Source organism: Pseudomonas sp. GL_093, assembly GCF_057837605.1.
Genome location: NZ_CM174448.1, coordinates 6,654,013 through 6,673,919 on the forward strand (window position 1 = coordinate 6,654,013; position 19,907 = coordinate 6,673,919).

General features: G+C 54.7%; 19 protein-coding genes and 1 pseudogene. 8 read left to right on the top strand and 12 right to left on the bottom strand.

All coding sequences use genetic code 11. The annotated features are described in order from the left end of the window. Positions 1 to 37 precede the first annotated feature (37 nt). Positions 38 to 1,129 carry a TauD/TfdA family dioxygenase gene (locus AC3IUE_RS30745; RefSeq protein WP_489264564.1) on the top strand — a complete coding sequence of 364 codons (1,092 nt, stop codon included), beginning with the start codon at positions 38 to 40 and terminating at the stop codon, positions 1,127 to 1,129. 295 nt (positions 1,130 to 1,424) lie between these two features. On the opposite strand, the gene AC3IUE_RS30750 is transcribed toward AC3IUE_RS30745, so the two are convergent. Continuing rightward, the gene (locus AC3IUE_RS30750; RefSeq protein ID WP_489264565.1) at positions 1,425 to 1,892 is read right to left on the bottom strand and encodes a helix-turn-helix domain-containing protein; all 468 of its coding nucleotides are present in this window, start codon (positions 1,890 to 1,892) and stop codon (positions 1,425 to 1,427) included. A gap of 192 nt (positions 1,893 to 2,084) precedes the next feature. On the opposite strand from AC3IUE_RS30750, the gene AC3IUE_RS30755 reads away from it, so the two are divergent. The 4 genes from AC3IUE_RS30755 to serS all read left to right on the top strand — a co-directional run bounded on the left by AC3IUE_RS30755 (position 2,085) and on the right by serS (position 5,815). Then, positions 2,085 to 2,813 carry a metallophosphoesterase gene (locus AC3IUE_RS30755; protein WP_489264566.1) on the top strand — a complete coding sequence of 243 codons (729 nt, stop codon included), beginning with the start codon at positions 2,085 to 2,087 and terminating at the stop codon, positions 2,811 to 2,813. Between the two features lie 23 nt (positions 2,814 to 2,836). Next, a complete protein-coding gene (locus AC3IUE_RS30760; RefSeq protein ID WP_489264567.1) occupies positions 2,837 to 3,172 on the top strand; it encodes a hypothetical protein in 336 nt (111 codons plus the stop codon). Between the two features lie 441 nt (positions 3,173 to 3,613). Then, positions 3,614 to 4,024, top strand: a complete 411-nt coding sequence (locus AC3IUE_RS30765) for a DUF6957 family protein (RefSeq protein ID WP_489264568.1) — start codon at positions 3,614 to 3,616, stop codon at positions 4,022 to 4,024. A gap of 507 nt (positions 4,025 to 4,531) precedes the next feature. Further along, positions 4,532 to 5,815 (top strand): serine--tRNA ligase, encoded by a 1,284-nt coding sequence (gene serS, locus AC3IUE_RS30770; RefSeq protein ID WP_140894895.1) that lies wholly within the window; start codon positions 4,532 to 4,534, stop codon positions 5,813 to 5,815. 259 nt (positions 5,816 to 6,074) lie between these two features. Here serS and AC3IUE_RS30775 read toward each other — a convergent pair whose 3' ends face one another. Continuing rightward, complete coding sequence (locus AC3IUE_RS30775; RefSeq protein ID WP_489264569.1) at positions 6,075 to 6,746, bottom strand: HNH endonuclease; 672 nt, start codon at positions 6,744 to 6,746, stop codon at positions 6,075 to 6,077. 156 nt (positions 6,747 to 6,902) lie between these two features. Between AC3IUE_RS30775 and AC3IUE_RS30780 the strand changes: the two genes are divergently transcribed. Both AC3IUE_RS30780 and AC3IUE_RS30785 read left to right on the top strand, forming a co-directional pair. Next, a complete protein-coding gene (locus AC3IUE_RS30780; RefSeq protein ID WP_007897749.1) occupies positions 6,903 to 7,733 on the top strand; it encodes a hypothetical protein in 831 nt (276 codons plus the stop codon). 54 nt (positions 7,734 to 7,787) lie between these two features. Further along, positions 7,788 to 7,943: a hypothetical protein gene (locus tag AC3IUE_RS30785; protein ID WP_489264570.1), complete on the top strand. Its 156-nt coding sequence runs from the start codon at positions 7,788 to 7,790 to the stop codon at positions 7,941 to 7,943. Between the two features lie 72 nt (positions 7,944 to 8,015). Here the strand turns inward: AC3IUE_RS30785 and AC3IUE_RS30790 are convergent, their stop codons facing one another. The 10 genes and pseudogenes from AC3IUE_RS30790 to AC3IUE_RS30835 all read right to left on the bottom strand — a co-directional run bounded on the left by AC3IUE_RS30790 (position 8,016) and on the right by AC3IUE_RS30835 (position 18,960). Next, positions 8,016 to 8,207, bottom strand: coding sequence for an MbcA/ParS/Xre antitoxin family protein (locus AC3IUE_RS30790; RefSeq protein ID WP_007897747.1), 192 nt, complete (start codon positions 8,205 to 8,207; stop codon positions 8,016 to 8,018). 116 nt (positions 8,208 to 8,323) lie between these two features. Continuing rightward, entirely contained in the window at positions 8,324 to 9,307 is a 984-nt protein-coding gene (locus AC3IUE_RS30795) for a hypothetical protein (RefSeq protein ID WP_007897746.1), read from the bottom strand. A gap of 133 nt (positions 9,308 to 9,440) precedes the next feature. Beyond that, the gene (locus tag AC3IUE_RS30800) at positions 9,441 to 10,274 is read right to left on the bottom strand and encodes a thymidylate synthase (RefSeq protein WP_489264571.1); all 834 of its coding nucleotides are present in this window, start codon (positions 10,272 to 10,274) and stop codon (positions 9,441 to 9,443) included. Continuing rightward, on the bottom strand, positions 10,271 to 10,777 hold the full coding sequence (locus tag AC3IUE_RS30805; RefSeq protein WP_489264572.1) for a hypothetical protein: 507 nt from the start codon (positions 10,775 to 10,777) through the stop codon (positions 10,271 to 10,273). The genes AC3IUE_RS30800 and AC3IUE_RS30805 overlap by 4 nt, the downstream gene beginning before the upstream one ends. Further along, positions 10,774 to 12,855, bottom strand: a complete 2,082-nt coding sequence (locus AC3IUE_RS30810) for a tyrosine-type recombinase/integrase (protein WP_489264573.1) — start codon at positions 12,853 to 12,855, stop codon at positions 10,774 to 10,776. The genes AC3IUE_RS30805 and AC3IUE_RS30810 overlap by 4 nt, the downstream gene beginning before the upstream one ends. Next, entirely contained in the window at positions 12,852 to 15,200 is a 2,349-nt protein-coding gene (locus AC3IUE_RS30815; RefSeq protein ID WP_489264574.1) for a site-specific integrase, read from the bottom strand. The genes AC3IUE_RS30810 and AC3IUE_RS30815 overlap by 4 nt, the downstream gene beginning before the upstream one ends. After that, complete coding sequence (locus AC3IUE_RS30820; protein ID WP_489264575.1) at positions 15,197 to 16,195, bottom strand: tyrosine-type recombinase/integrase; 999 nt, start codon at positions 16,193 to 16,195, stop codon at positions 15,197 to 15,199. Before AC3IUE_RS30820 ends, AC3IUE_RS30815 begins: the two co-directional genes overlap by 4 nt. A gap of 375 nt (positions 16,196 to 16,570) precedes the next feature. Next, positions 16,571 to 17,239: pseudogene (locus AC3IUE_RS30825) on the bottom strand (thymidylate synthase); the annotation flags it as partial. 48 nt (positions 17,240 to 17,287) lie between these two features. Continuing rightward, positions 17,288 to 18,094 carry a prolipoprotein diacylglyceryl transferase gene (gene lgt / locus AC3IUE_RS30830; protein ID WP_056738876.1) on the bottom strand — a complete coding sequence of 269 codons (807 nt, stop codon included), beginning with the start codon at positions 18,092 to 18,094 and terminating at the stop codon, positions 17,288 to 17,290. Positions 18,095 to 18,177: 83 nt separating this feature from the next. Beyond that, complete coding sequence (locus AC3IUE_RS30835; RefSeq protein ID WP_033060544.1) at positions 18,178 to 18,960, bottom strand: sulfite exporter TauE/SafE family protein; 783 nt, start codon at positions 18,958 to 18,960, stop codon at positions 18,178 to 18,180. A 120-nt stretch (positions 18,961 to 19,080) separates the two neighbouring features. Here AC3IUE_RS30835 and AC3IUE_RS30840 point away from each other — a divergent pair, with 120 nt between their 5' ends. Further along, complete coding sequence (locus tag AC3IUE_RS30840) at positions 19,081 to 19,827, top strand: NRDE family protein (RefSeq protein ID WP_489264576.1); 747 nt, start codon at positions 19,081 to 19,083, stop codon at positions 19,825 to 19,827. Positions 19,828 to 19,907: the final 80 nt, after the last annotated feature.

The window sequence follows — 19,907 nt, forward strand, 5'->3', positions numbered from 1 at the left end:
ATTTCATAGACGGATTTGGTCGCTGGTAGGATCGTGCGTGAGAATCACGCTGACGTACATCACTTTTATATCACTCGCGAGTGTAGGGATACAATTGATCCAGACAATCTTTTCAGAAGCAGTGCGTGTCGCTGTCAGCGAATGGCGAGCGAACGTGACCTTTGAGCAAGTGCTTGAGTACTTGGCGCGCCCTGGCGATCTGGGGCGTGAGCTGCAGCCAGCGATCGAACGTGAGCTGATTAGCCGGGGCAGCAGCTGTGCAGACGTGCAAGCCTTTGCATGGGCACAGCCATGCCTGAAGCTGGAGGCTATTTTCCAGCCAGGTGACCTACCCGACACCCCCATTGATTTTTGCCCGGTGCCCGAAGCAGAAGGAACTGTCCTGGCCCGAGTAACTGCGATCGCGTGCCTTGCGGCTATCAATTCAGCCACGGTTTCCTACGGATCCGAGAACGAAGGCGACCTGTTCGTGAACTTGGTGGTGTTCCCGCCTGGCCGAGGTAAATTCACAGTCAAATCGGCGGACAAGATGAGCGGGCACACGGATGGTGTGACCTTCCCGTTGCGGGGGTACCGCGACCCTCTGAATGACCGCATTGCACCGTCTCCAGACTTCGTGTGCTTGTCGGCACTGCGTAACCCGAAGCAAGTTCCGACTACGGTGATGCCCCTCGACCACCTCATGGCGCGATTGAGCCAAGAGCATATCGAAGAGCTCCAGAAGCCCCAGTACATCATTGGTTCGCAACTGACCTTCCGTGATGGAATGGTGGACATTCTGGGCGACGAACTTGATGTCGATGATGCGCAGCTTCTCTTCCAAATGAATGGGAGCTGGTGGATCCGGTTCAGCCACAGCACTACGCAGATTGCTGACATTGGCCACAAATCCGCGCAGGAAGCAATGGACGCTTTGAAGCACGCATGTGCTGACTGTGCGATCGCTGTAGCTCTGCAACCAGGTGATATCGCCCTCGTAAACAATCGGATCGCGCTTCACGGTCGCAGTGAACCTGGAAGTGACCACGGCCAGCAAACACGCTGGCTGCTACGTACCTACGGGCTAGACATCACGGATATCGATCCTAACCAGTGGCATGATGGCAGCGCTTTCATGCTGTATCCGTAGGTATTGGAAAGAGGGCGTCTCCGCAGGGTTGCCCGGTTTCGTGGGGGATTTACCTCTCTAGCACCTCAGGTCATGATGGGCTTCCCTTGCCCAAAAATGAGGGGCCCTGCCAGCCTTCTCGCAACCGCCCCGCTTGCCGATATCCGCTGCATGGGCGCGAAGGCGGTGATCATCGAGTGCCGATGTCGATGTCGATCTTGGCAGACCTCCAGCGCGCCCCGTATTCGATCATGCTTACATCGTTGCGTTTATTTAACGCTGTAAAGATAGTCCGGTAGCGCCTCAAATAATTCAATCATTTTTGCCAGTAGCGATGTACTGTTGACTTTGACAATCCAAGAATCCGACAGGTTTCTGCTTGGCTTAACCCGTCAGATTTTAATTTTTTGACCGCGTCAGCATTTTCGTTATTGGTCGGTTTGCCAGAGCGGCGCTTGACCAGTTCGCTTCCGGCATATTCGCTCTCCAGCTGCTTGATACCTCCCAAGTGTTTGAAGTCACTCAGTTGGGCATGGGCGCGTTCGAGTGCTTGATCGGGAGTATTGCCATCTCGCAAGGCAACGCATATCGCCAATAGAGCCACTGGATCAAAGTCTAAAGCGGCGGCAAGACTCATCAGCTTGCCAAGGCTGGGGTTGGCACTGCCCTGCTCCAGCGCACTGATATGGCGTTGCACGCTGACGTCGGCCAGATCCTCATACCCGAGTCCACGTTGCCTGCGAATCACTCTGATCGCTGCGGCAAGCTGTTTAGTGAGCGACATGTTCGTCCCAAAAGACAAGGATGGGGCCACATCGCAGCTGTTCCGATAAATGCAATTTAGTGCTAGTATCGGAACTTCTGGCTTTTCAACCCTGCGCATCTGCTCCGTTAGGAAGGCAGGTCGCACTCACCACGCGTGAAGCTGTGCCTAGGGTCTAGTCAATATAGGTTTAAATCGAGATCGAGCGAGCCCATGAGGATTCGAGTTTACTCAGACCTGCACAACGAGTTCGCCCCATTTGAACCGCCCTCGACTGACGCCGACCTGGTCATTTTGGCCGGCGACATCGACACCCAGGCGAGAGGCGTTAGCTGGGCAAACGAGGTGTTCAGCCAGCCCGTTATTTATTGCGCCGGCAACCACGAGTTTTACAAAGGCCACATCGACCACACGCTACGCAAAATGCGAGAGGCCGCTTCACCGCATATTCACGTCCTGGAAAACCAGGTTTTTGTTTGCAACCAAACGCGCTTCCTGGCCACAACGGGGTGGACGGATTTCTCATCCACCGGAGATATTGTGGCAGCGACGAAGACGTGTGGCCAATGGATGAATGACTTCCAGGTGATCAGAGCGGAGGAGAGCTTTCGCCGACTACGCCCTAATGACGTGATTGAGCGAAACCGGGTTGCGTATGACTTCCTGAGCGATGAACTCGCTAAGCCGTTTGAAGGTTCAACGGTCGTTGTTACGCACCATTGTCCGATCCCGGAAGTTGAGGGAGACAAGCATGACGGTGATCTCAGCGCGGCTTACACAAATCGATGGCACTCGCTTCTGCCACAGGTGGACGTTTGGATCTTTGGGCATACGCATCGCGCTGTTGATGTCGAGCTGGATGGGTGCCGGTTTATCTCAAATCCGAGAGGTTATCCACGGGAGGACACAGGATTCATTCCGGATTTCACGATTGAAATCTGACCCATTTAAGGAAGGTAGCCAGGATGTACTGGATAAAGACTTATGGTGCCGGACTTTCGGATCTCCGCTTTCACAGATATCCAAGAGTCATTGAGAGAGCACGTGAAGCCATTACTGATCCTGATGTTGCCGGGTACTTGCTCTGCGCCTTGGAGCGACCTCCAAAAATCACAGGTCTGTTGTTTTTCGACCCGGCAAAAAAGTACCCGGAAGGTCTGCCCATCCATGCTCTGCCAGTCATCAACCGGTGTCGGCGTGCAGGCTACGACCTATTCACGATAATCGATGGCGGGATTTTCGTCGTTGCTCATTGGCTGCATGAAAATGGCGCTTTAGACCGTTTTGACCGAGTTCACTGATGTCGCCTTCGGTGGCGTTTGCAGGCAAAAAGTTAGGGAAATGGGGCTTCCACAATGTGTGCGGGACGCAAAGAAAATCGATTTCGGTGTACCGATTACTGGGTATCTATGTTGCGCCGAGTTTCAACCTCCCTGCGTGATTGGAGTGTTTTTTTCAGAAACGCTAGGGCGGTTTGCGGATGGTAAAACGATCCGTAGTTCCAAGCTCGAAATAGTGTTCCAGGTTAAGGGGTATCAGCTCTGTGAGACGTTCAGCGGGAGCCGATACTTGATTTGTCACTGGTGGTATGAAAATGGTGCCTTGCCCGCGTTCAACATAATTCATTGACGAAGCTTAGGTTTCCAAATCTTCAGGCGAAGCTAAAACAATACTCACGACGCAAGGCCAGCAGATGAAGGCTTTCGTGCAGCATTAAAATTTTCAAAGAACTAGGCAGCAATGTGCAAACCGAATTGATTGAAGATGTGTTGTATGGCCCGGCAAGGATGATAGGGGGATCGCGATTAGAGGATGACGAGCTGATCAGACTGGCACGCGAGGAGTTCGATGGCCAACCATTTTGCATCGTTCGAAACTGGATGCTCCTAGACATCTTGCTCCCTGAAACTGAAGAGAGGGACGTCAGAAAACGAGGCCTGCAACCTTCAGTTCTGCTCGTCCACGAAGCAATATTCGACAGCGAAGGGCGAATTGCAGCACGCGACAGGTTCATCACTGGATTTCAAAAAGACCTCCACGGATGTTTTTTTGAAAGCGAAGACGCCCTTTACATCTTGTCCGGCAGAGGCTTTCGCAAGCATGTGAGCTTGCCGGCTTTTCAAGCGCTAAATGCATACAGTAAGACACGCTGATCGTAACTGCCTTCCTGGCTCGCGAACACTCTTCAGAGTCTTCCCCATTACTCACTTCGGATATTGTGAATGTTTGATCCCCGCAGCGAGCTCCCCTTGTGTGCCAGCTACTACATACAAGCGGTTGAGGCTGTTTGGGGACGGGGGCCGCTCTACAACTTCTGAAGGAGTTTTTATGCCTGAGCGCTCGCGCCGAAATGGTTTATGCGCCAGGTATCAACGCCTACTTTGTTCGCTTGGACGACGTCGATCGGTGGAGCAACAAACGCGTCGGAATGCTCGATGCCACGGCCACCATGCCTTTTAAATCTATGGAGGTGTTCCGGGCGGAAATTGCGACTTGGACGCCACAGCATTACGCACACATCCATGACACCACGGGGATGGATGCCTTGATTAAATTAGGATTGCCTCTGGGCAACTGATCTCGGTTTCAGATCAAGTTCGAATCATCGATCAACCCAGCCCTATGCGAAGCGACATATTCCAACACTGCGAGATATTCCTATGCTCGATCCCAAGCTGTTACTACGCGGTCATACTCAGGAAGTGGCGGATCGCTTGACCTCCCGTGATTTCATCCTAGATGTTGCGCGCATCGAAGCGCTGGAGGAACAGCGCAAGACCTTCCAGACCCGCACCGAAGCACTGCAGGCTGAGCGTAACGCGATTTCCAAGAGTATTGGTCAGGCCAAGCAACGCGGCGAAGACATCGCACCGCTGATGGCCAGTGTCGAGAACACGGGCAGCCAGCTGAACGAGAACAAGGCTGTGTTGGACAAGATCCAAGCCGAGCTGGAGGCGATCCTACTGAGTATTCCCAACCTGCCGCACGAGTCCGTGCCGTTCGGCAAAGACGAAGACGATAACGTCGAAGTACGCCGCTGGGGTGCTCCACGAATCTTTGATTTTGAGATCAAGGGCCAAGTCGCACTTGGCGAGAAGTTCGGTTGGGTGGACTTCGAAACCGCCGCCAAGCTATCCGGTGCGCGCTTCACTCTGCTGCGCGGCCCGATTGCCCGTTTGCACCGCGCCCTGGCGCAGTTCATGATCAACCTACACACCAGCGAGCACGGCTACGAAGAGACCTACACCCCGTACCTGGTGCGGGCATCGGCGCTGCAAGGTACCGGTCAACTGCCGAAGTTCGAGGAAGACCTGTTCAAGATCGGGCGCGACGGCGAAGCCGATCTGTACCTGATCCCTACCTCCGAAGTCCCATTGACCAACCTGGCGGCGGGGCAGATTCTCGATGCAGAACAACTGCCCCTCAAGTTTGTTGCCCATACCCCGTGTTTCCGCAGCGAAGCCGGCGCGTCGGGTCGCGACACCCGTGGCATGCTCCGCCTGCACCAGTTCGACAAGGTCGAGATGGTACAGATCGTCGAGCCGTCGACGTCGATGGAAGCGCTGGAAAGCCTAACTGCCAACGCCGAGAGAGTCCTGCAGCTGCTGGGCCTGCCTTACCGCATCCTGGCGCTGTGCACCGGCGACCTGGGCTTCAGCGCGTTCAAGAGTTATGACCTGGAAGTATGGATTCCGAGCCAGGACAAATACCGCAAAATCTCCTCGTGCTCCAACTGTGGCGACTTCCAGGCCCGCCGCATGCAAACGCGTTGGCGCAACCCGGAAACCGGCAAGCCGGAACTGGTGCACACCTTGAACGGTTCAGGGTTGGCAGTCGGTCGTACGCTGGTGGCGGTACTGGAGAACTATCAGCAGGCTGACGGTTCGATCCGCGTGCCGGCTGTTCTTAAGCAGTTCATGGGCGGCGTCGACATCATACGTTGAAGACCTTAAATCTAGCTTTGGCAGATACAGTGGATCACGGCTTCGTGGACTACTGCCTACCGGTCAGCTTGTTTGAGCAAGTGGCTGAGGTGCTGTCGTTGGGCGGAGCAGTGTTAGGCAAGTACCTCTAGATGCCTACTTGCACGCTATCGAGGACGGCAGGTGCAGGGCACTTGTCTGTGAGCGAAAGCGGGAGGCTAGCGGCTCTGATCCGCGTTATACGATTGGCCAGGGTGTACCTGATCATCCATCCAGGGGGCTAGACTCGAAGTTTCTTGTTTTCTGCCTTTTGTTTTTGGGCAAATTGCGCAGCTTCACCGCTATCAATAAAAGTGAAGGCAAAATTTTGCGCGTCCAGCATGCTCGCGAATCTCTTTCGCCCTGGCGCCTGATTGATGATCAACTGGAAGCTTTGCTGGTCAGGGATAACTGCGACAGTGAGGGCACCATGTTTGGTTTTCAGACAGTTGTTGTCTCCAGTCCATTTCGTCACGGACATGAATCGCCTGTATCGCCCTAGGCGTCGCCTTCCTTCTGTAGCCTCTTTCGTTCCGGTGAGGTTGTCGCAGCAATGTGTGCCGACGCCCATCTGCTCCCAGTGCTCATGTATTACGTAGTGAACATAGCGGATGGCGTTGTCGCACAGTTCACAGTTTCCACTCAAGTCTCCCAGATCTTCCTCGCCGATATACTCCCACCCGCTGTCTGGCTGGATTTCTCCGTGCTCTCTGGCGTGACAGCCCCTGCAGAGCGTTTCGCAATCGAGTGTTTCGTACTCCCAAGGCTTGCGGCCCTTGATGTAGTGCTTATGGTGAACCTGCAGAACGACCTCATCCTTGCCTCTTCCGCAGTCAACACATAGCCCGCCATCAAGAGCAATGATCTGCTCTCTGAATATTGACCAGAGTTTGTGTGCGTAGAGATTGATCATGATGCAGTTCCAGTCCTTGGATTGTTCGTCAGAAGAGTGCGTCGTTAACCGTTATTTTTCACTCCCTGGGGGAGCGAACCCGTGGAAGGGTGCTTGAGCTCATGCCGATGCCCCCTTGGCCGATACCGTGACGGGACTAATTGGTAGGGCGTTCAGGTGGACATTTTGTGGAATCTGCAGCTGCTGTGGGAAGGGATTCTTGATTCTTTTCGGGCCGTATGGCGTCTTGCTTGCAAAGTGGGCGTTCTGGGAGGGTTCACGTTCATTGCCACGGTGGCTTCGGCGGTAGCGGCCTGGTTCACGTGGGAAGCGGCGGAGAGCGCGAACAGTGTTGCAAAGGCTTCTCAGGCCTTCGCCCAGAAAGTCTATATCGATCAAATCGCGCTTGGTCGCCCCTCGATTTCTGTACTTTCAGGGGAGACGTCTCTGAGTTCGCAAAGGCCAGATACCTTCTATTCAGATCAGACGGTGAAGGAGTACGCAGTCACCATCACGTTAAGAAACAGTGGTCTTCGTGACGCACGAAGAGTTTGGGTTGTGCTTTCCCAGGAAACAAATTTCGGTTACATGGACTCAAACACTCCGGAGCTCGTTCAACTACCGAAGGACACGGACATACCCATCCGGTTCGAGCTGCATTCAGCGCCGAGCGACGCTTCGCATCGAAGTCCTTGGTACGTCGCATTCGTATACGAAGACGAGGTTCCTTTCAATGGTTTCGATCCAGTGAATCCGCTATCGCCTGAGGTCGCACCTCTTCGTATGGTCTGTTCGGAGGCGAAGATCTTCAAGATGTCATCCTGGCCGAAAGATGTTGATAAGGATCCTTTGCTTAGAGTTCTTTCACCAGGATCCCCCCTCGCCATCGGGCCGATCGAGTTCGACAAGATTGGTCGCCCTAAGGCAGGCACGACAGCTGAAGCCCTAAGGAATGCTGTGGTCGGGGCTGCTCAACAGAAAGGTGCATGCACGAACATAGGCTACTGAGTTGCATGCTTGTCTCAATACGAAAAGGGCGTTCACCAGCCGGGTGAAAGCATCGTGAAGCAGATCGCTGCTGTCCTGAACCTGCCAGTGCCCTATTTCTATTGCGAGGATGACGAGACGGCGCATCTGCTGCAGTGCTTTCACAGCTTGAACAAATACGCTCGAAAACAGGTGATTGATTTGGCTGAAAAGCTCGCTTTCAGCGACTGACGCATGCCTGCGGAGTTGGCCATCAGCTCGCGTGCTGTTGCGATCTGATGTTCTTCCCATCACTTGACCCTGTTAGCCGGTGTATCCATGGTCGATTCGCTCAAGCGCATCCTTGGCCAATAGATACCCAGCTTCTTTGCGGGCGAGCTCAATCGGTGATTGACCACCCAGAGCGACTTTGGGCTGAGTCAGCCAGTCATTTGCTTTCGTTTTGTTGCCAAAAACCAACTCAGCTTTTTGTTGGATCAGCTCAACGTTATTCATGGAGGGCTCTCATGTTGTTTGTCGGTGGGCGCAACTGACACAAGGATCTGCCTGACTGATCCGCTGCAGCCCTAGGGAGAGGTGCACAGGCTATGCGGAGAATCGTGAGTGGCCAGCTACAGCAGACTGCCCTGCGAGAAACGAGTCATCAGATCCTCTGGCACGCGTGCATCCGCTGGTATCAGAACGATAACTTCGACCCCTGGCAAGGCAGAAGGAAGTCGTAACTGCCTCATATCACCACTTAGACCCAAAATGATCAGACCTTTGGTGAGGGCACCTCTGTGGGCCCTCAGAAGCTCGTGCAACTGCGTTAACGACCAACGAAAGGTTTCTGAACTGTATCGGCCTTTGGTTTCAACCATGACCTGCTCATCCCCATGAGCAACTATAAAATCTGCACTCATGCGTCCTAAGGGAACGTTTGTCTGGACAACAAGCTCAGGGGCAACGGTAGCCATATACCCAGATAGACCGCCGATGAACTGTGCTTGCCGACGCGCTGGGCCTGACTTCATATCCACTTCAGAATGGGACAAAAAACGCAAAAACAATTCCGCCACCCATTCCAGAAGACCAGCTTCCTTCGCAGCATTGATACTCTCAATAGCAGCTTGTATTTCACGCTTTGCTTCCGCCTGAGCCGCATTGTAAGCAACGCGCTCAGTGATCTGATCCAACAAGAGACATGAGAATGCGGAGACGGACACGATGGCCAAGAAGGCCTCGCTCTCGTCAAAATTCAGTTTGTAATCGTGAGAGGATGGATTCCGCCACTCTGTGCGGTAGGTCGTTAGCTGGGACAGAACCCGAGGTTTGAACACACCGTTTTTTTCAAGGTAGTTCTCAATCTCGTACGGTTTTTTTCGGCCAGGATCCTTGTTGGCCAGAACTCGATACGCTTCCTTAATGCTGCCTTCGAATGCTTGGTTGGTACGATAGATTGAATCTGTGAAGGCGGTATCCTCACCATCCTCCTGCCCCCTCGACAGATGACCAAATGCGGTCTCTATGTGGAGGAGCACGGCCTTGAGCCCTGGAACACATTCCTCATCGCCCAGTGCCGAAATTTTGTTACGCAGAGTATCGACCAGATCCATCTCGTGGAAATCCTAATGGGTGAGCTCAAGCTTACGCCAGAGAAGCTGGCGTTTGAGGAAGGAGGGAAAGAGCCCGGTAGCTGCTCTCAAGCGCTTGAAGCGCTGATACCGGCGGACTCAATCCCTCTATAGGTCAGATCGATACAGGAGCAGGAATATGAGGATGTGGGTCGTAGCCTACGATCTCAAAGTCCTCGAATTTGTAGTCGTAGATACTCTCTGGCTTACGCTTGAGTACCAACTTCGGGAGAGGGCGAGGTTCACGAGTCAGCTGCAGTTTTACTTGCTCAATATGATTCAAGTAAATATGCGCATCACCCATGGTAACTACAACTTCCCCAACCCCTAAATCACACTGCTGCGCAAGCATATGTGTTAAAAAACTCACACCAGCTAGATTGTACGGATTGCCCAGCAGTAGGTCGGAAGACCGAATATATAGATGCGCAGACAACTTATTATTTGCCACATAAAACTGGTACAACAGGTGGCAAGGCGGCAAAGCCATTTTCCCGTTACTTGCATTCTCTTGTGGGCTCACCGACTCATCGGGAAGGTACTCGACGTTCCACCCGTGGAAGAGGATGCGACGACTGTTCGGGTTCGTTTTGAGCGTATTAACGACATAGTCGATCTGATTGATGGTCTTGCCATCCTGGGTAGGCCAGGCCGTCCACTGCTTGCCGTAGATCGGGCCGAGGTCACCGTCTTCAGTCGCCCACTCATCCCAGATGCTTACACCATGCTCCTTTAGCCATTTGGTGTTCGTGTCACCGTTCAGGAACCAAATCATCTCGTTGATGATGCTCTTGAAATGCAGCTTCTTGGTGGTGAGGAGCGGGAAGCCATCTTCAAGGTTGTGGCGGAATTGGCGACCAAAGACACTCAGCGTGCCTGTGCCGGTGCGATCGCCTTTCTCGACGCCATTCTCCAGCACGTCGGCCAGCAAATCGTGGTACATCTTCATTTCGGTTCCTCAAGGTTCGCGCTGACCAAATCCAGCGCGTTACGCAATTTCAAAATTTCAGTATCTTGCTGTTTGATCTTCTGACGCAGCTCATCTGCGATCTGGACGTAGTAATCCCTAGACTCGCGGACGGTGACTAACCGCTTGTCGAGCGTGGCGCAAGAGTTCTCAGACTCCTGATACCTATTGAACCAATAAAGCACTTCCAATCGACTCTTTTCAAGGCGTTGCAGCAGAATCGTCTTGGGATCCTGCTTCTTCTCTGCCTTCACCCTCTGAGCAAGCACTGCAACGCGGCGGCTCTCCTTGATCGCCTCAAGGCGCTCCGCCGGAAAATCTCGCTGGCGGATGGTGTTGCGATGAATGCCAGTAATGCGGCTGAGCTCAGCCATCGTTGGCTTCAAATTTGGGTCAGAGGCGATTTGTAGGATCCCTTGAGCCAGCAGCTCAGTGTTTTTGTCGTAGTCGAGCTTATTTTTGGCATCAAACGCTTGGCCCGTCATACCTCGACCTCCTCGCCCAGATGTTCCAACACGCCTTTGGCCTCCTCCATCGCCGCTCTCAACTCCTCCTCAACACCTGCAGAGTTAGGAGAGCCCAATGCTAAGCTGTTCTGCACATAGATCTCCCGCCATTTAGGAGCATGAACCTTGGTGACCACGGCGTTTTTGCAGCGATTCGGATTGCAACGCAGCGATCCGATGCAAGGTAGAGACTCATCAAATGCCTCGCGCTGACTGCCGTAGCAGAAGCCTTGTCCCACGTTGATGATCGCCATGCGCTTCTTGGCCATCTGGGCGATGATCTGCTCCTTGGTGTAGCCAGCAGCCATGTACCCGCTGAACACCTTCTTCATTCGCGCCTTGTGGCTCTCCGCGTTGGGGCCGGCGTAGTTACCGTCAGGATCGCAGTAGCTCTGGATGTACTCCTCCTCTGCCATTTGCGCCGGCGTTTTGCCAGAGGAGCGCCCACCCTTGGACAAGATTTCAGCGATCGCACCGTACCCAAGCGTCACCGCACTGAACGCCTTGTTCTGACCCGCCCCACCGATGAGGTCGCCAAAGTGCTTCAGCTGGTGAGAGATGAATGGGAGCCCAAGCTCAGCCCTGGCCATCTGGTACGCCAAGGTGTGCCGCAACGTGTAGGGCGAGAACTGGAGGACTTCAAACTGTTCGTCGGTGAGGATCTCTTCGAAGAATGCACTGAATTGATAGGCGATTCCTAATGACTTCATAGAAGCTGGTTCCGCCCCTTGTGCAACCGTATCCACGTTGGAAAACAGGTAAGGGTTTTGCTTAACCTTGGCGATGAGACGGGCCGCTCGAATAGCATCACGGACGACGGGAATGGCGATCCATTTGTCATCGAACAGCTTGGCCAAGCCCTGCCGGTGTTTGATCACATTGCTGATGAGCAACCAGTAGTCGCTCTCTCGCTCCATGCACGACTCAACCAGGATCTCAGAGAGCTCGGAGGGACGCATCCCGGTGTACTGCGCCACGAGATAGCACGCGCTGTATGATACAAAGTTGATGTACCGACGGAAATCATCGTCCAGCTTAGAATCCGAGAGTTTGAGCAACGTTTCGGTCGCCTTGAAATCATGTTGACCAGAGCCGGACTGGAAGGCTGGTGGAACGTGACCAAACGCTGCGGACAGAGCATCCGCCATCGCATCGGAATCATAGCCTTTTCTCCGCAGCCTCAGCGCGACGTACAACTCGAAATTGTAACGCGACAGCTCTTGAGCGTTGGCCAGCGAGTAGCCACTGTTGTTTTGGCGGGTCAGGGCTACCAGGTCATCTACGGGCTCCCTGAGGGTGCTTAGGAAATCGACAACTGCGAACGAAGCCTCGCGAGAAGCCTTTTCGAAGACGTCGTTCGGGAGAATCCGGTACGTTCGCTCGGAATCCTGGACGTGCTTGAGCACCTTAGCCCAAGCCAGTGACTCCAGCTCAACGTAAGGCAATGGCTCGTCGAAAATCTGCTCTTGAAAAAATGGCGATCTAAGCAGGGTGAAGAACTTCTTGAGATCAGGGCCAAAAGCATAGGGATGAATGAGTGCTGCCTCGCGATACATACCCGCGTCGAAGTACGTCAGACCATGATACCCAACCTCAAAGAATTCATCCGTCATGAGCTGCCGCGCCTGCCCAGACATCGTATCCAGGAAGCTCAAGCCCGCCTTCATGCATGAAATGGCAGTATTGGCTTTGATGTTTCTTGGCGAGGCAAACGTGCGCAGTGCCGACGGCATCTTAAGCCAGCAATACAGGGCTACCTTGACCTCTAACACCGCCGACTGGTTAAGCGATGGATACGATTCAAAATTGAGCCGCAGCTTGGCTCCTTTGACGTTCCTAGCGGCATTCGGATGATCGTCGTTGAAGTCCCAAGCAGCGTCACCCAAGACGGATGTCTTACTGACAGGTAACGCCATCAGCGCCTGGTACCAAGAGAGCGCTTCCAACGACACAGGTGCCGGATCGGCGACGTTTTTTTGCAACTCCACCATGAGGGTGTGAGCGGCTGTCCGCCACTTTTTGTAAGCTGCAAGTACAGGGATCAGAGCGTGGCTCATAGCGTTACTACCTCGGTCATAATACTGACCTGCAGGTTTTCAGAGAGACGCTCAGCCTTGATCAGCTCTTCCACGGAAAAGTCAGATGTCTCCGCGTGAAGGATGTTGTTGAGCACATCAAGGTTGTCCAGGATAACGGCTCCGTAGGGCGTATCGAGCACCCGGTTGACCTCAATCATCCGCTGGTAATCGCGCCGCATGGCAAAGAGCTCTGGCAGGTGCGACACGGTGATAATGCTGTTGCTGCATGAAAGGCATTTGTTGAACAACGTGCAGGGCTTGCTAGGGTCGTAGCTTGCCAAAGCTTTGATGAAAGCTGGTGGGTCAAACACGTTCATGCAGGTCGCCAAGCCAGACCGCAGCGGCATCGCCTCTGGCGTGGACTCAATCGTTTTGGTTGGGATGAGCTTTGGCATTTCATCCAAAGTGTCTTGCTGCATTTCATGGAGAACCTTGTTCAGCATCCGGCGCGCCATGGGGTTGAAGTCCATCTGATCCAGATAGGCCATGGTGGTGCTGAGGCTCTTATGGCCCAGAAGCACCTGGATCTCGCGTGGTGAGACACCGCGCTCGATCAGCTCACTCACGAAGCTTGGCCGGAAACGTGACGGTGAGAGCTTGAGAGGATTGCCATCTTCATCAAGCAGCCCGTGATCCTGAGAGAACTTCTCCAGGGTCTTATTCAATTGGTTGGCGCCAGAGTTCTCAAAAGAGTCCACGACCCCGAACTTCCTGGGAGAGCTTGACCGGTAGATGAAGAGCTTGTTCTGGGCCCCAACGGGCGCATTAAGGCGAATATCACGGGTCAGAAATTTCACATCGTCGAAGATCTGCTTGACTGCACGGCCTTGAGAGGTGGTCAGCCAAGAGATCTCCGCATCGAAAATATCAAGATGAAGCATCTTCGCGCCCTCAGAGCGCTCTTTCCAATACAGCAAGCATGGGCGATCGGTTAAATCATGGCGCTCGATGAAATCATCCAGCTCCAGTCCCAGCAACGAGTCAGCATTCATGCCGGTGACCTGAGCAAGCCGGGCGATGTATGGCGCAATGGCACGGCCATCAACCTGATACTGCACACCCCAAGCTTTATAAATCTCGAAGATCGAAATTGATGAGCTCGAAATAATCGACATAAAAGCCTTTTGGTAGGAGTCATCACGATCTACTGACTCGAAGTTCAAAGGCTTGCAGTCAAGTTTGTTTTCAAAAACCCACCGAGCATTATCAAGGTTGTTAAAGCCTCGACGCACTCTTCCGTCAGGGTTTAGCGGGTCTTCCCCTACATGGCTTAGGACGTAAGGATGAGCCAGGCGATTGGTTTCCTCAATCTCTTGCTCAATGACCTGCGAAATGCGGTTTCGCACAGCTTGGGGATAGGGCTTGTATTGGTCAGTTTCACGTTCAGCATCGAACCCCGCAGCTCCGACATAACTAGTCAGCCCGAGGCCCTCGATCTGGACTGCACGAGCCATCATCTTCCGAGCCGAGCTCATCATCGAACTGCAGTGGCTGGTAGATAGCAAGCGCTCAAGAATCTTGTTTTGAAGATAGCTTCTGAACTTTGGCAGAGAGTAGGCAGTTACGAGCTCCCGGATGTCTTCCAAGCCCGTGTAACTCGATTCCTTGAGATAGGCTCGGTAGTTTTTGAAAGCTTCGATGAAATTCGACTGACCTGACGCACTACTGCTCTTCATTGATGAAGCGCTGAACAGGTGCAGCAGGTGCAGGAAGGGACGCTCCGGCTCCGGGCTTGCGAAGTCGGACAGACGATGGATGTGGACTGAGCGCAAAGCTCTGAAGGCATCTCGCACTGACTCAGTCTTTTCGACTACCTTCTTCGAGGCGATACGCTGCTCGACGGTTTGGTAGTTCGGATTAAGAACACCGAGCTTGCGAAGATCATCGAGAATTTCCTCGAACGTGATCCGCACCAATTCGAATTTCCCCCTCGCCATCTTGAAGCCTGCCAGCTCAGGGATTTCGCTCATGAAGCCACGATCCCTGACGGTATTGGCATTCACTGGAATGGCCAACTTCTCCTCCATAGGCATCCCTTCATACCAAGCAAGCAGCCTACGGCGCCAATCGCAGGCGCTCGACGAATGACCTGGGATAATGATTCCTTCGGCACGCATAGCATCGAAGATAGGCTCGAAGTATGAGGTGCGCTTTGAGATAGCCTTTGGGCTTAGATTGGTCTGTTCTACGACGTATCTAGAAGCCACCGCCAAGTCCTCACCCCCGCTGAGACATACCTTCAGCAACGACTCACGATCATCAGTAACGCGGGCCACAAACGACTCGATAACGGCGCCTACCTCAGCACTATTAAGCCGACTCATTTCATAACTCCCGCATCAATTTTCAGGCGCGTCTGTTGGGAAAGCTCAGCCATCTCACCTGCTTTCGTCTTGGCCTCAGTTCCGGGGCGTACGAGCTTCTGGTAGAGATCGTAGGGGATCTGGGTATAGGTTTCCGAGGTATTGAGGTGCGAGTGACCCAAGGTCTTTTGCACGGCCACCAGTCGATCAAGGTAATCACTACCGATGTCAGGCGTCCTCAGCAGGGCATAAGCGTTCCCGTGCCTCAACTTGTGCGGGGAGATCATCTTGTCGATTTTCAGAAGGTTCAGAGCACGCGTGGACGTGCGCTCCAAGAGCTTGGAAATCGAGCGTCTGGTGTATTCACCCCCTTCTGCATTCAGGAAGGCTGGGGTGTTCTCTGCTCCGGAGAATTGGCGCTTGTACATCTTGTACAGCGGGGAAGCGTGATACTTCTTCACACGCAGCAAAGTGGCGCGACTGACCAAAGTCTGACGGGGTTTAATGGAGTCTGCAGGGCCTTTGCTACCGTCGATATGCAGGGGGCAATAGTCAGCATTGATTGCCTCAGACACACCTGGCGAGATGAACAACGTGTCTTGGAAACGAAGGGCATCATCAATGGCCTTGAGGGTCACTCGCGGGACTTCTGAGCGTCGCGGGCCTGCGTCATACATGAACTGCAGCAAGCAGCGTTCACGCTCACTCTGCGTGGCCAGGATGAGCTCTCTGAGGTCATTCAGGGAGCAGGCCACCACCAGGTTCTTGTTGGGACGGGGGGATAGATAGCCGGCAGTGTAGGGGTTAGGCGCGGTACGAGGTGCGGGTAGGTCATCCACTCCCTTGCACAGAGAATCATTGAAAAACGCCATCAAGGAAGAATCCCGGTTGCGCACCGTCTTCTTAGAGAGTTCCTCTGCCTCGCGGAGGTGAGCGAAGTACTCCTCGATGACATGGGTTCGGATTTCCAAGAACGCTGAGTCACGCTCGCAATCACGAAACTCACGACGGTTCATTAGGTACTCGCAGGTATACCCAAGGTTGCGACCGTAGGTAATAGCCGTCAGCTGGGAAATCTGAGCGTTCTGGAGCGCGTGGGATAAGTAGCCCGAGATCAAAGGCATTAGGCGCTCATCGTCATCAAAGACGGCTGCCCCTGTAACCTTCACGGCTTCCTGGACTTGAGGTTCTTCGGATGGGTCGTCCCGCCTGGTTGGGGACTCTCTGAAATCTAGGGGTTTGCCCCTAACTGCGATGACCTTCAATGCTTCCACTCTCCTCAAAATGGCCCGTACTATACACAATGTGCAATTTGTACCAGGGCACAATAAATGAGCTTGGAAGGTAGAGCCTTACTACGCAGCCATTGCGTAATGTGCGGATTCTTCGCAGGGGTATAAAAAGCCCAAGTCGTTCGAACGGATGTAGAGGGTCAAAGAAATCTCTTTGGTCTCCACATTCGGGTGGAACTGGTACAACAAGTGGCACGGTGGCAAAGCCATTTCATCGAGCTGGGCGACGTTCCAGCCGTGGAACAGGATGCGGCGGCTGCCCGGGTCTTTGATGATGGTGTCGACGCACTGGCGGATCTGGTCGATCGCCTTGTACAGCACCACGTAGGCCTGACCGTCCTCTTCGCCTTCAGCAATCTGACGATAACCTTGGCTCAGGGTCTGTTCGATGGCGGCCTGGTTGCTGACCGGGATCTGCTTGTACGCCGGCCATTTGCGCCATTGCACGCCGTAGATCTCGCCGAGGTCGTCTTCGCCCTGACGGAACGGGTTGGCCAGCCACTGGGCGTTTTCGTTGGCGTTCTGATCCCAGACCTTGCAGCCCAAGGCTCGGAACTCGGCGGCGTTGTTCACCCCGCGCAGAAAACCGCACATCTCGCCGATGGCTGATTTGAAGGCCATCTTGCGGGTAGTGATCGCCGGGAAACCTTCCTTCAGGTCATAACGCAGCATCGCGCCAGGGAAGCTGATGGTGTTCACGCCGGTGCGGTTGGCTTGTTTGGTGCCGTTCTTGATGACGTGGGCGACCAGTTCGAGATATTGCTTCATGAGTTACCTGTGTCCTTGAACCCGGGACCGTCGCCCCGGGGTTCGAATTTATACGGCCGCCGCTGGAGCCGCCGGTGCACGGTGATACGCCAGCCAGATCAGGTACAGACCGCCGACGATCATCGGTACACACAGCACCTGACCCATGGTCAGCCAGTTCCAGGCCAGATAGCCCAGTTGCGCGTCCGGCACCCGGACGAATTCGACGATGAAACGGAAGATGCCATAGAACAGCGCGAACATCCCGGACACCGCCATGGTCGGCCGCGGCTTGCGCGAGAACAACCAGAGAATGGCGAACAGCGCCACGCCTTCGAGGGCGAACTGGTAAAGCTGTGACGGGTGACGCGCCAGTTGCGCCGGATCGGTCGGGAAGACCATCGCCCACGGCACATCGGTGGCCTTGCCCCACAACTCGGCGTTGATGAAGTTGCCAATACGTCCGGCGCCCAGACCGATCGGCACCATTGGTGCGACGAAGTCCATCAGCTGGAAGAACGACTTGTTGTTCTTTTTACCGAACCACAACGCGGCCAACATCACGCCGATGAAGCCGCCATGGAACGACATGCCGCCCTTCCACACTTCGAAAATCAGCAGTGGGTTGGCGATGTAGGCGCTCAGGTCGTAAAACAACACATAACCCAAGCGACCACCGACGATGACGCCCATCGACATCCAGAACACCATGTCGGAGAGTTTCTCCTTGGTCCAGGTCGGGTCGAAGCGGTTCAGCCGGCGCGATGCCAGCAGCCAGGCGCCGCCGATGCCGATCAGGTACATCAAGCCGTACCAGTGGATTTTCAGCGGACCGATGGCCAATGCCACCGGGTCGATCTGCGGGTAAGGCAGCATTGCGACTCCTTGTTAGAGTTGAAACTTTCAAAATTCCCGGGCGACGCTGTCACGCCAGGATTAAGTCAGGATTGCGGTACACGTCAGAGCAAGAAGTTCAGGCCCACGCAGAACAGCAAAGCGGCGAACAGTCTTTTCAGCAACTTCGGCGACAGGCTGTGGGCCAGTCGTGCGCCGAGGCGGGCGAAGAACATGCTGGTCAGGGCGATCCCCAGCAGCGCCGGCAAATAAACAAAACCGAGACTATGGGCCGGCAGCAACGGATCGTGCCAGCCCAGAATCATGAAAAATAATGCACTGGACAAGGCAATCGGCAGGCCGCAGGCGGATGAAGTAGCCACCGCTTGCTGCATCGGTACGCTGCGCCAGGTCAGGAACGGCACCGTCAGCGAGCCGCCACCAATCCCGAAAATCGCCGAGGCCCAGCCAATCACACTGCCGGCCACGGTCAGACCGACTTTACCCGGCACCGTTCGGCTGGCCTTGGGTTTGAAATCCAGTGCCAGTTGCGCGGCGATGACCAGGGCGAAGACGCCAATGATTTTCTGCAGGTTGGGCCCGGAGATCGCTTCAGCCGTCAGCGCGCCGAAACCGGCGCCGATGAGAATACCGAGGGTCATCCAGGCAAAAATCGGCCAACGCACGGCACCGCGACGATGATGTTCGCGGATCGCATTGACCGAGGTAAATATGATTGTCGCCAGGGACGTACCGACCGCCAGGTGCGTGAGGATCGACGGATCGAACCCTTGCAGCTTGAAACTGTAAACCAGCACCGGAACGATAATGATCCCGCCGCCGACCCCGAACAGCCCGGCCAGCACACCTGCACAGGCGCCGAGCGCCAGATAGAGCAGAAATTCCATGCGCATCCCCAAATGAGAGCGGCATGGTAACGGATGCATGGCCTCAAGCTCCACTGGATGGCGATGGATACCCACACGATGACTGAGTAGAGTGGGCAGAAAACACACAAGGACTACCTTATGTGCCTGATTGTTTTCGCTTGGCGACCGGGTCACGCCCAGCCGCTGATCGTGGCGGCCAACCGCGACGAATTCTATGCCCGACCCAGCCTGCCCCTGGCGCAATGGCCCGAAGCACCGCACGTGCATGCCGGTCGCGACCTGGAGGCGGGAGGCACCTGGCTCGGTGTTGGCGCCAATGGACGCTTCGCCGCACTGACCAACATCCGCGATCCGCATCAGCCACCCGCACGCAAGTCTCGGGGGGAACTGGTGGCGCGATTCCTGACCGGCGACCTGTCGATAGATGACTACTTGGCGGACGTTGGCGGACGTTCGCTGGAATATGCCGGATTTAACCTGCTGGTCGGCAATGCCAACGAACTGTGGCACTTCAATGCCCGGGAGACTGAGGCGGTGATGCTGCAGCCTGGTGTTTATGGGTTGTCGAACGCCGGGCTGGATACGCCGTGGCCGAAACTGCTCAAGGCGCGGGCAGCGCTGGAGGAAGTGCTGGACGATCCGCAACCCCAGGCTTTGTTGGCGTTGCTGAATGATCCGCTGACGGCGCCATTTGCCGAACTGCCGGATACCGGGGTCGGGTTGGCCACCGAGACGTTACTGTCGAGTGTGTTTATTGCCAGTCCGACTTATGGGACGCGAGCGAGTACGGCGTTGATTGTTCAGGCGGATGGGACGCGGTGGATGGTTGAGCGGAGTTTTGGGCCGTATGGCGGGCATTTGGGGGAAGTGGAGATCAGGGTTTAGATTGGCGGTGTCAGGACTGGCCTCATCGCGAGCAAGCTCGCTCCCACAGGGGATTTGCGTCGATCACAAATCCAGTGTGG

Coding starts and splice junctions, on each gene's coding strand:
- AC3IUE_RS30810 (WP_489264573.1), bottom strand. CDS start 12,855: ATGAGCCACGCTCTGATCCCTGTACTTGCAGCTTACAAAAAGTGGCGG.
- AC3IUE_RS30820 (WP_489264575.1), bottom strand. CDS start 16,195: ATGAACCGTCGTGAGTTTCGTGATTGCGAGCGTGACTCAGCGTTCTTG.
- lgt (WP_056738876.1), bottom strand. CDS start 18,094: ATGCTGCCTTACCCGCAGATCGACCCGGTGGCATTGGCCATCGGTCCG.
- AC3IUE_RS30815 (WP_489264574.1), bottom strand. CDS start 15,200: ATGAGTCGGCTTAATAGTGCTGAGGTAGGCGCCGTTATCGAGTCGTTT.
- AC3IUE_RS30750 (WP_489264565.1), bottom strand. CDS start 1,892: ATGTCGCTCACTAAACAGCTTGCCGCAGCGATCAGAGTGATTCGCAGG.
- AC3IUE_RS30795 (WP_007897746.1), bottom strand. CDS start 9,307: ATGGATCTGGTCGATACTCTGCGTAACAAAATTTCGGCACTGGGCGAT.
- AC3IUE_RS30835 (WP_033060544.1), bottom strand. CDS start 18,960: ATGGAATTTCTGCTCTATCTGGCGCTCGGCGCCTGTGCAGGTGTGCTG.
- AC3IUE_RS30840 (WP_489264576.1), top strand. CDS start 19,081: ATGTGCCTGATTGTTTTCGCTTGGCGACCGGGTCACGCCCAGCCGCTG.
- AC3IUE_RS30760 (WP_489264567.1), top strand. CDS start 2,837: ATGTACTGGATAAAGACTTATGGTGCCGGACTTTCGGATCTCCGCTTT.
- AC3IUE_RS30755 (WP_489264566.1), top strand. CDS start 2,085: ATGAGGATTCGAGTTTACTCAGACCTGCACAACGAGTTCGCCCCATTT.
- serS (WP_140894895.1), top strand. CDS start 4,532: ATGCTCGATCCCAAGCTGTTACTACGCGGTCATACTCAGGAAGTGGCG.
- AC3IUE_RS30800 (WP_489264571.1), bottom strand. CDS start 10,274: ATGAAGATGTACCACGATTTGCTGGCCGACGTGCTGGAGAATGGCGTC.
- AC3IUE_RS30775 (WP_489264569.1), bottom strand. CDS start 6,746: ATGATCAATCTCTACGCACACAAACTCTGGTCAATATTCAGAGAGCAG.
- AC3IUE_RS30805 (WP_489264572.1), bottom strand. CDS start 10,777: ATGACGGGCCAAGCGTTTGATGCCAAAAATAAGCTCGACTACGACAAA.
- AC3IUE_RS30790 (WP_007897747.1), bottom strand. CDS start 8,207: ATGAATAACGTTGAGCTGATCCAACAAAAAGCTGAGTTGGTTTTTGGC.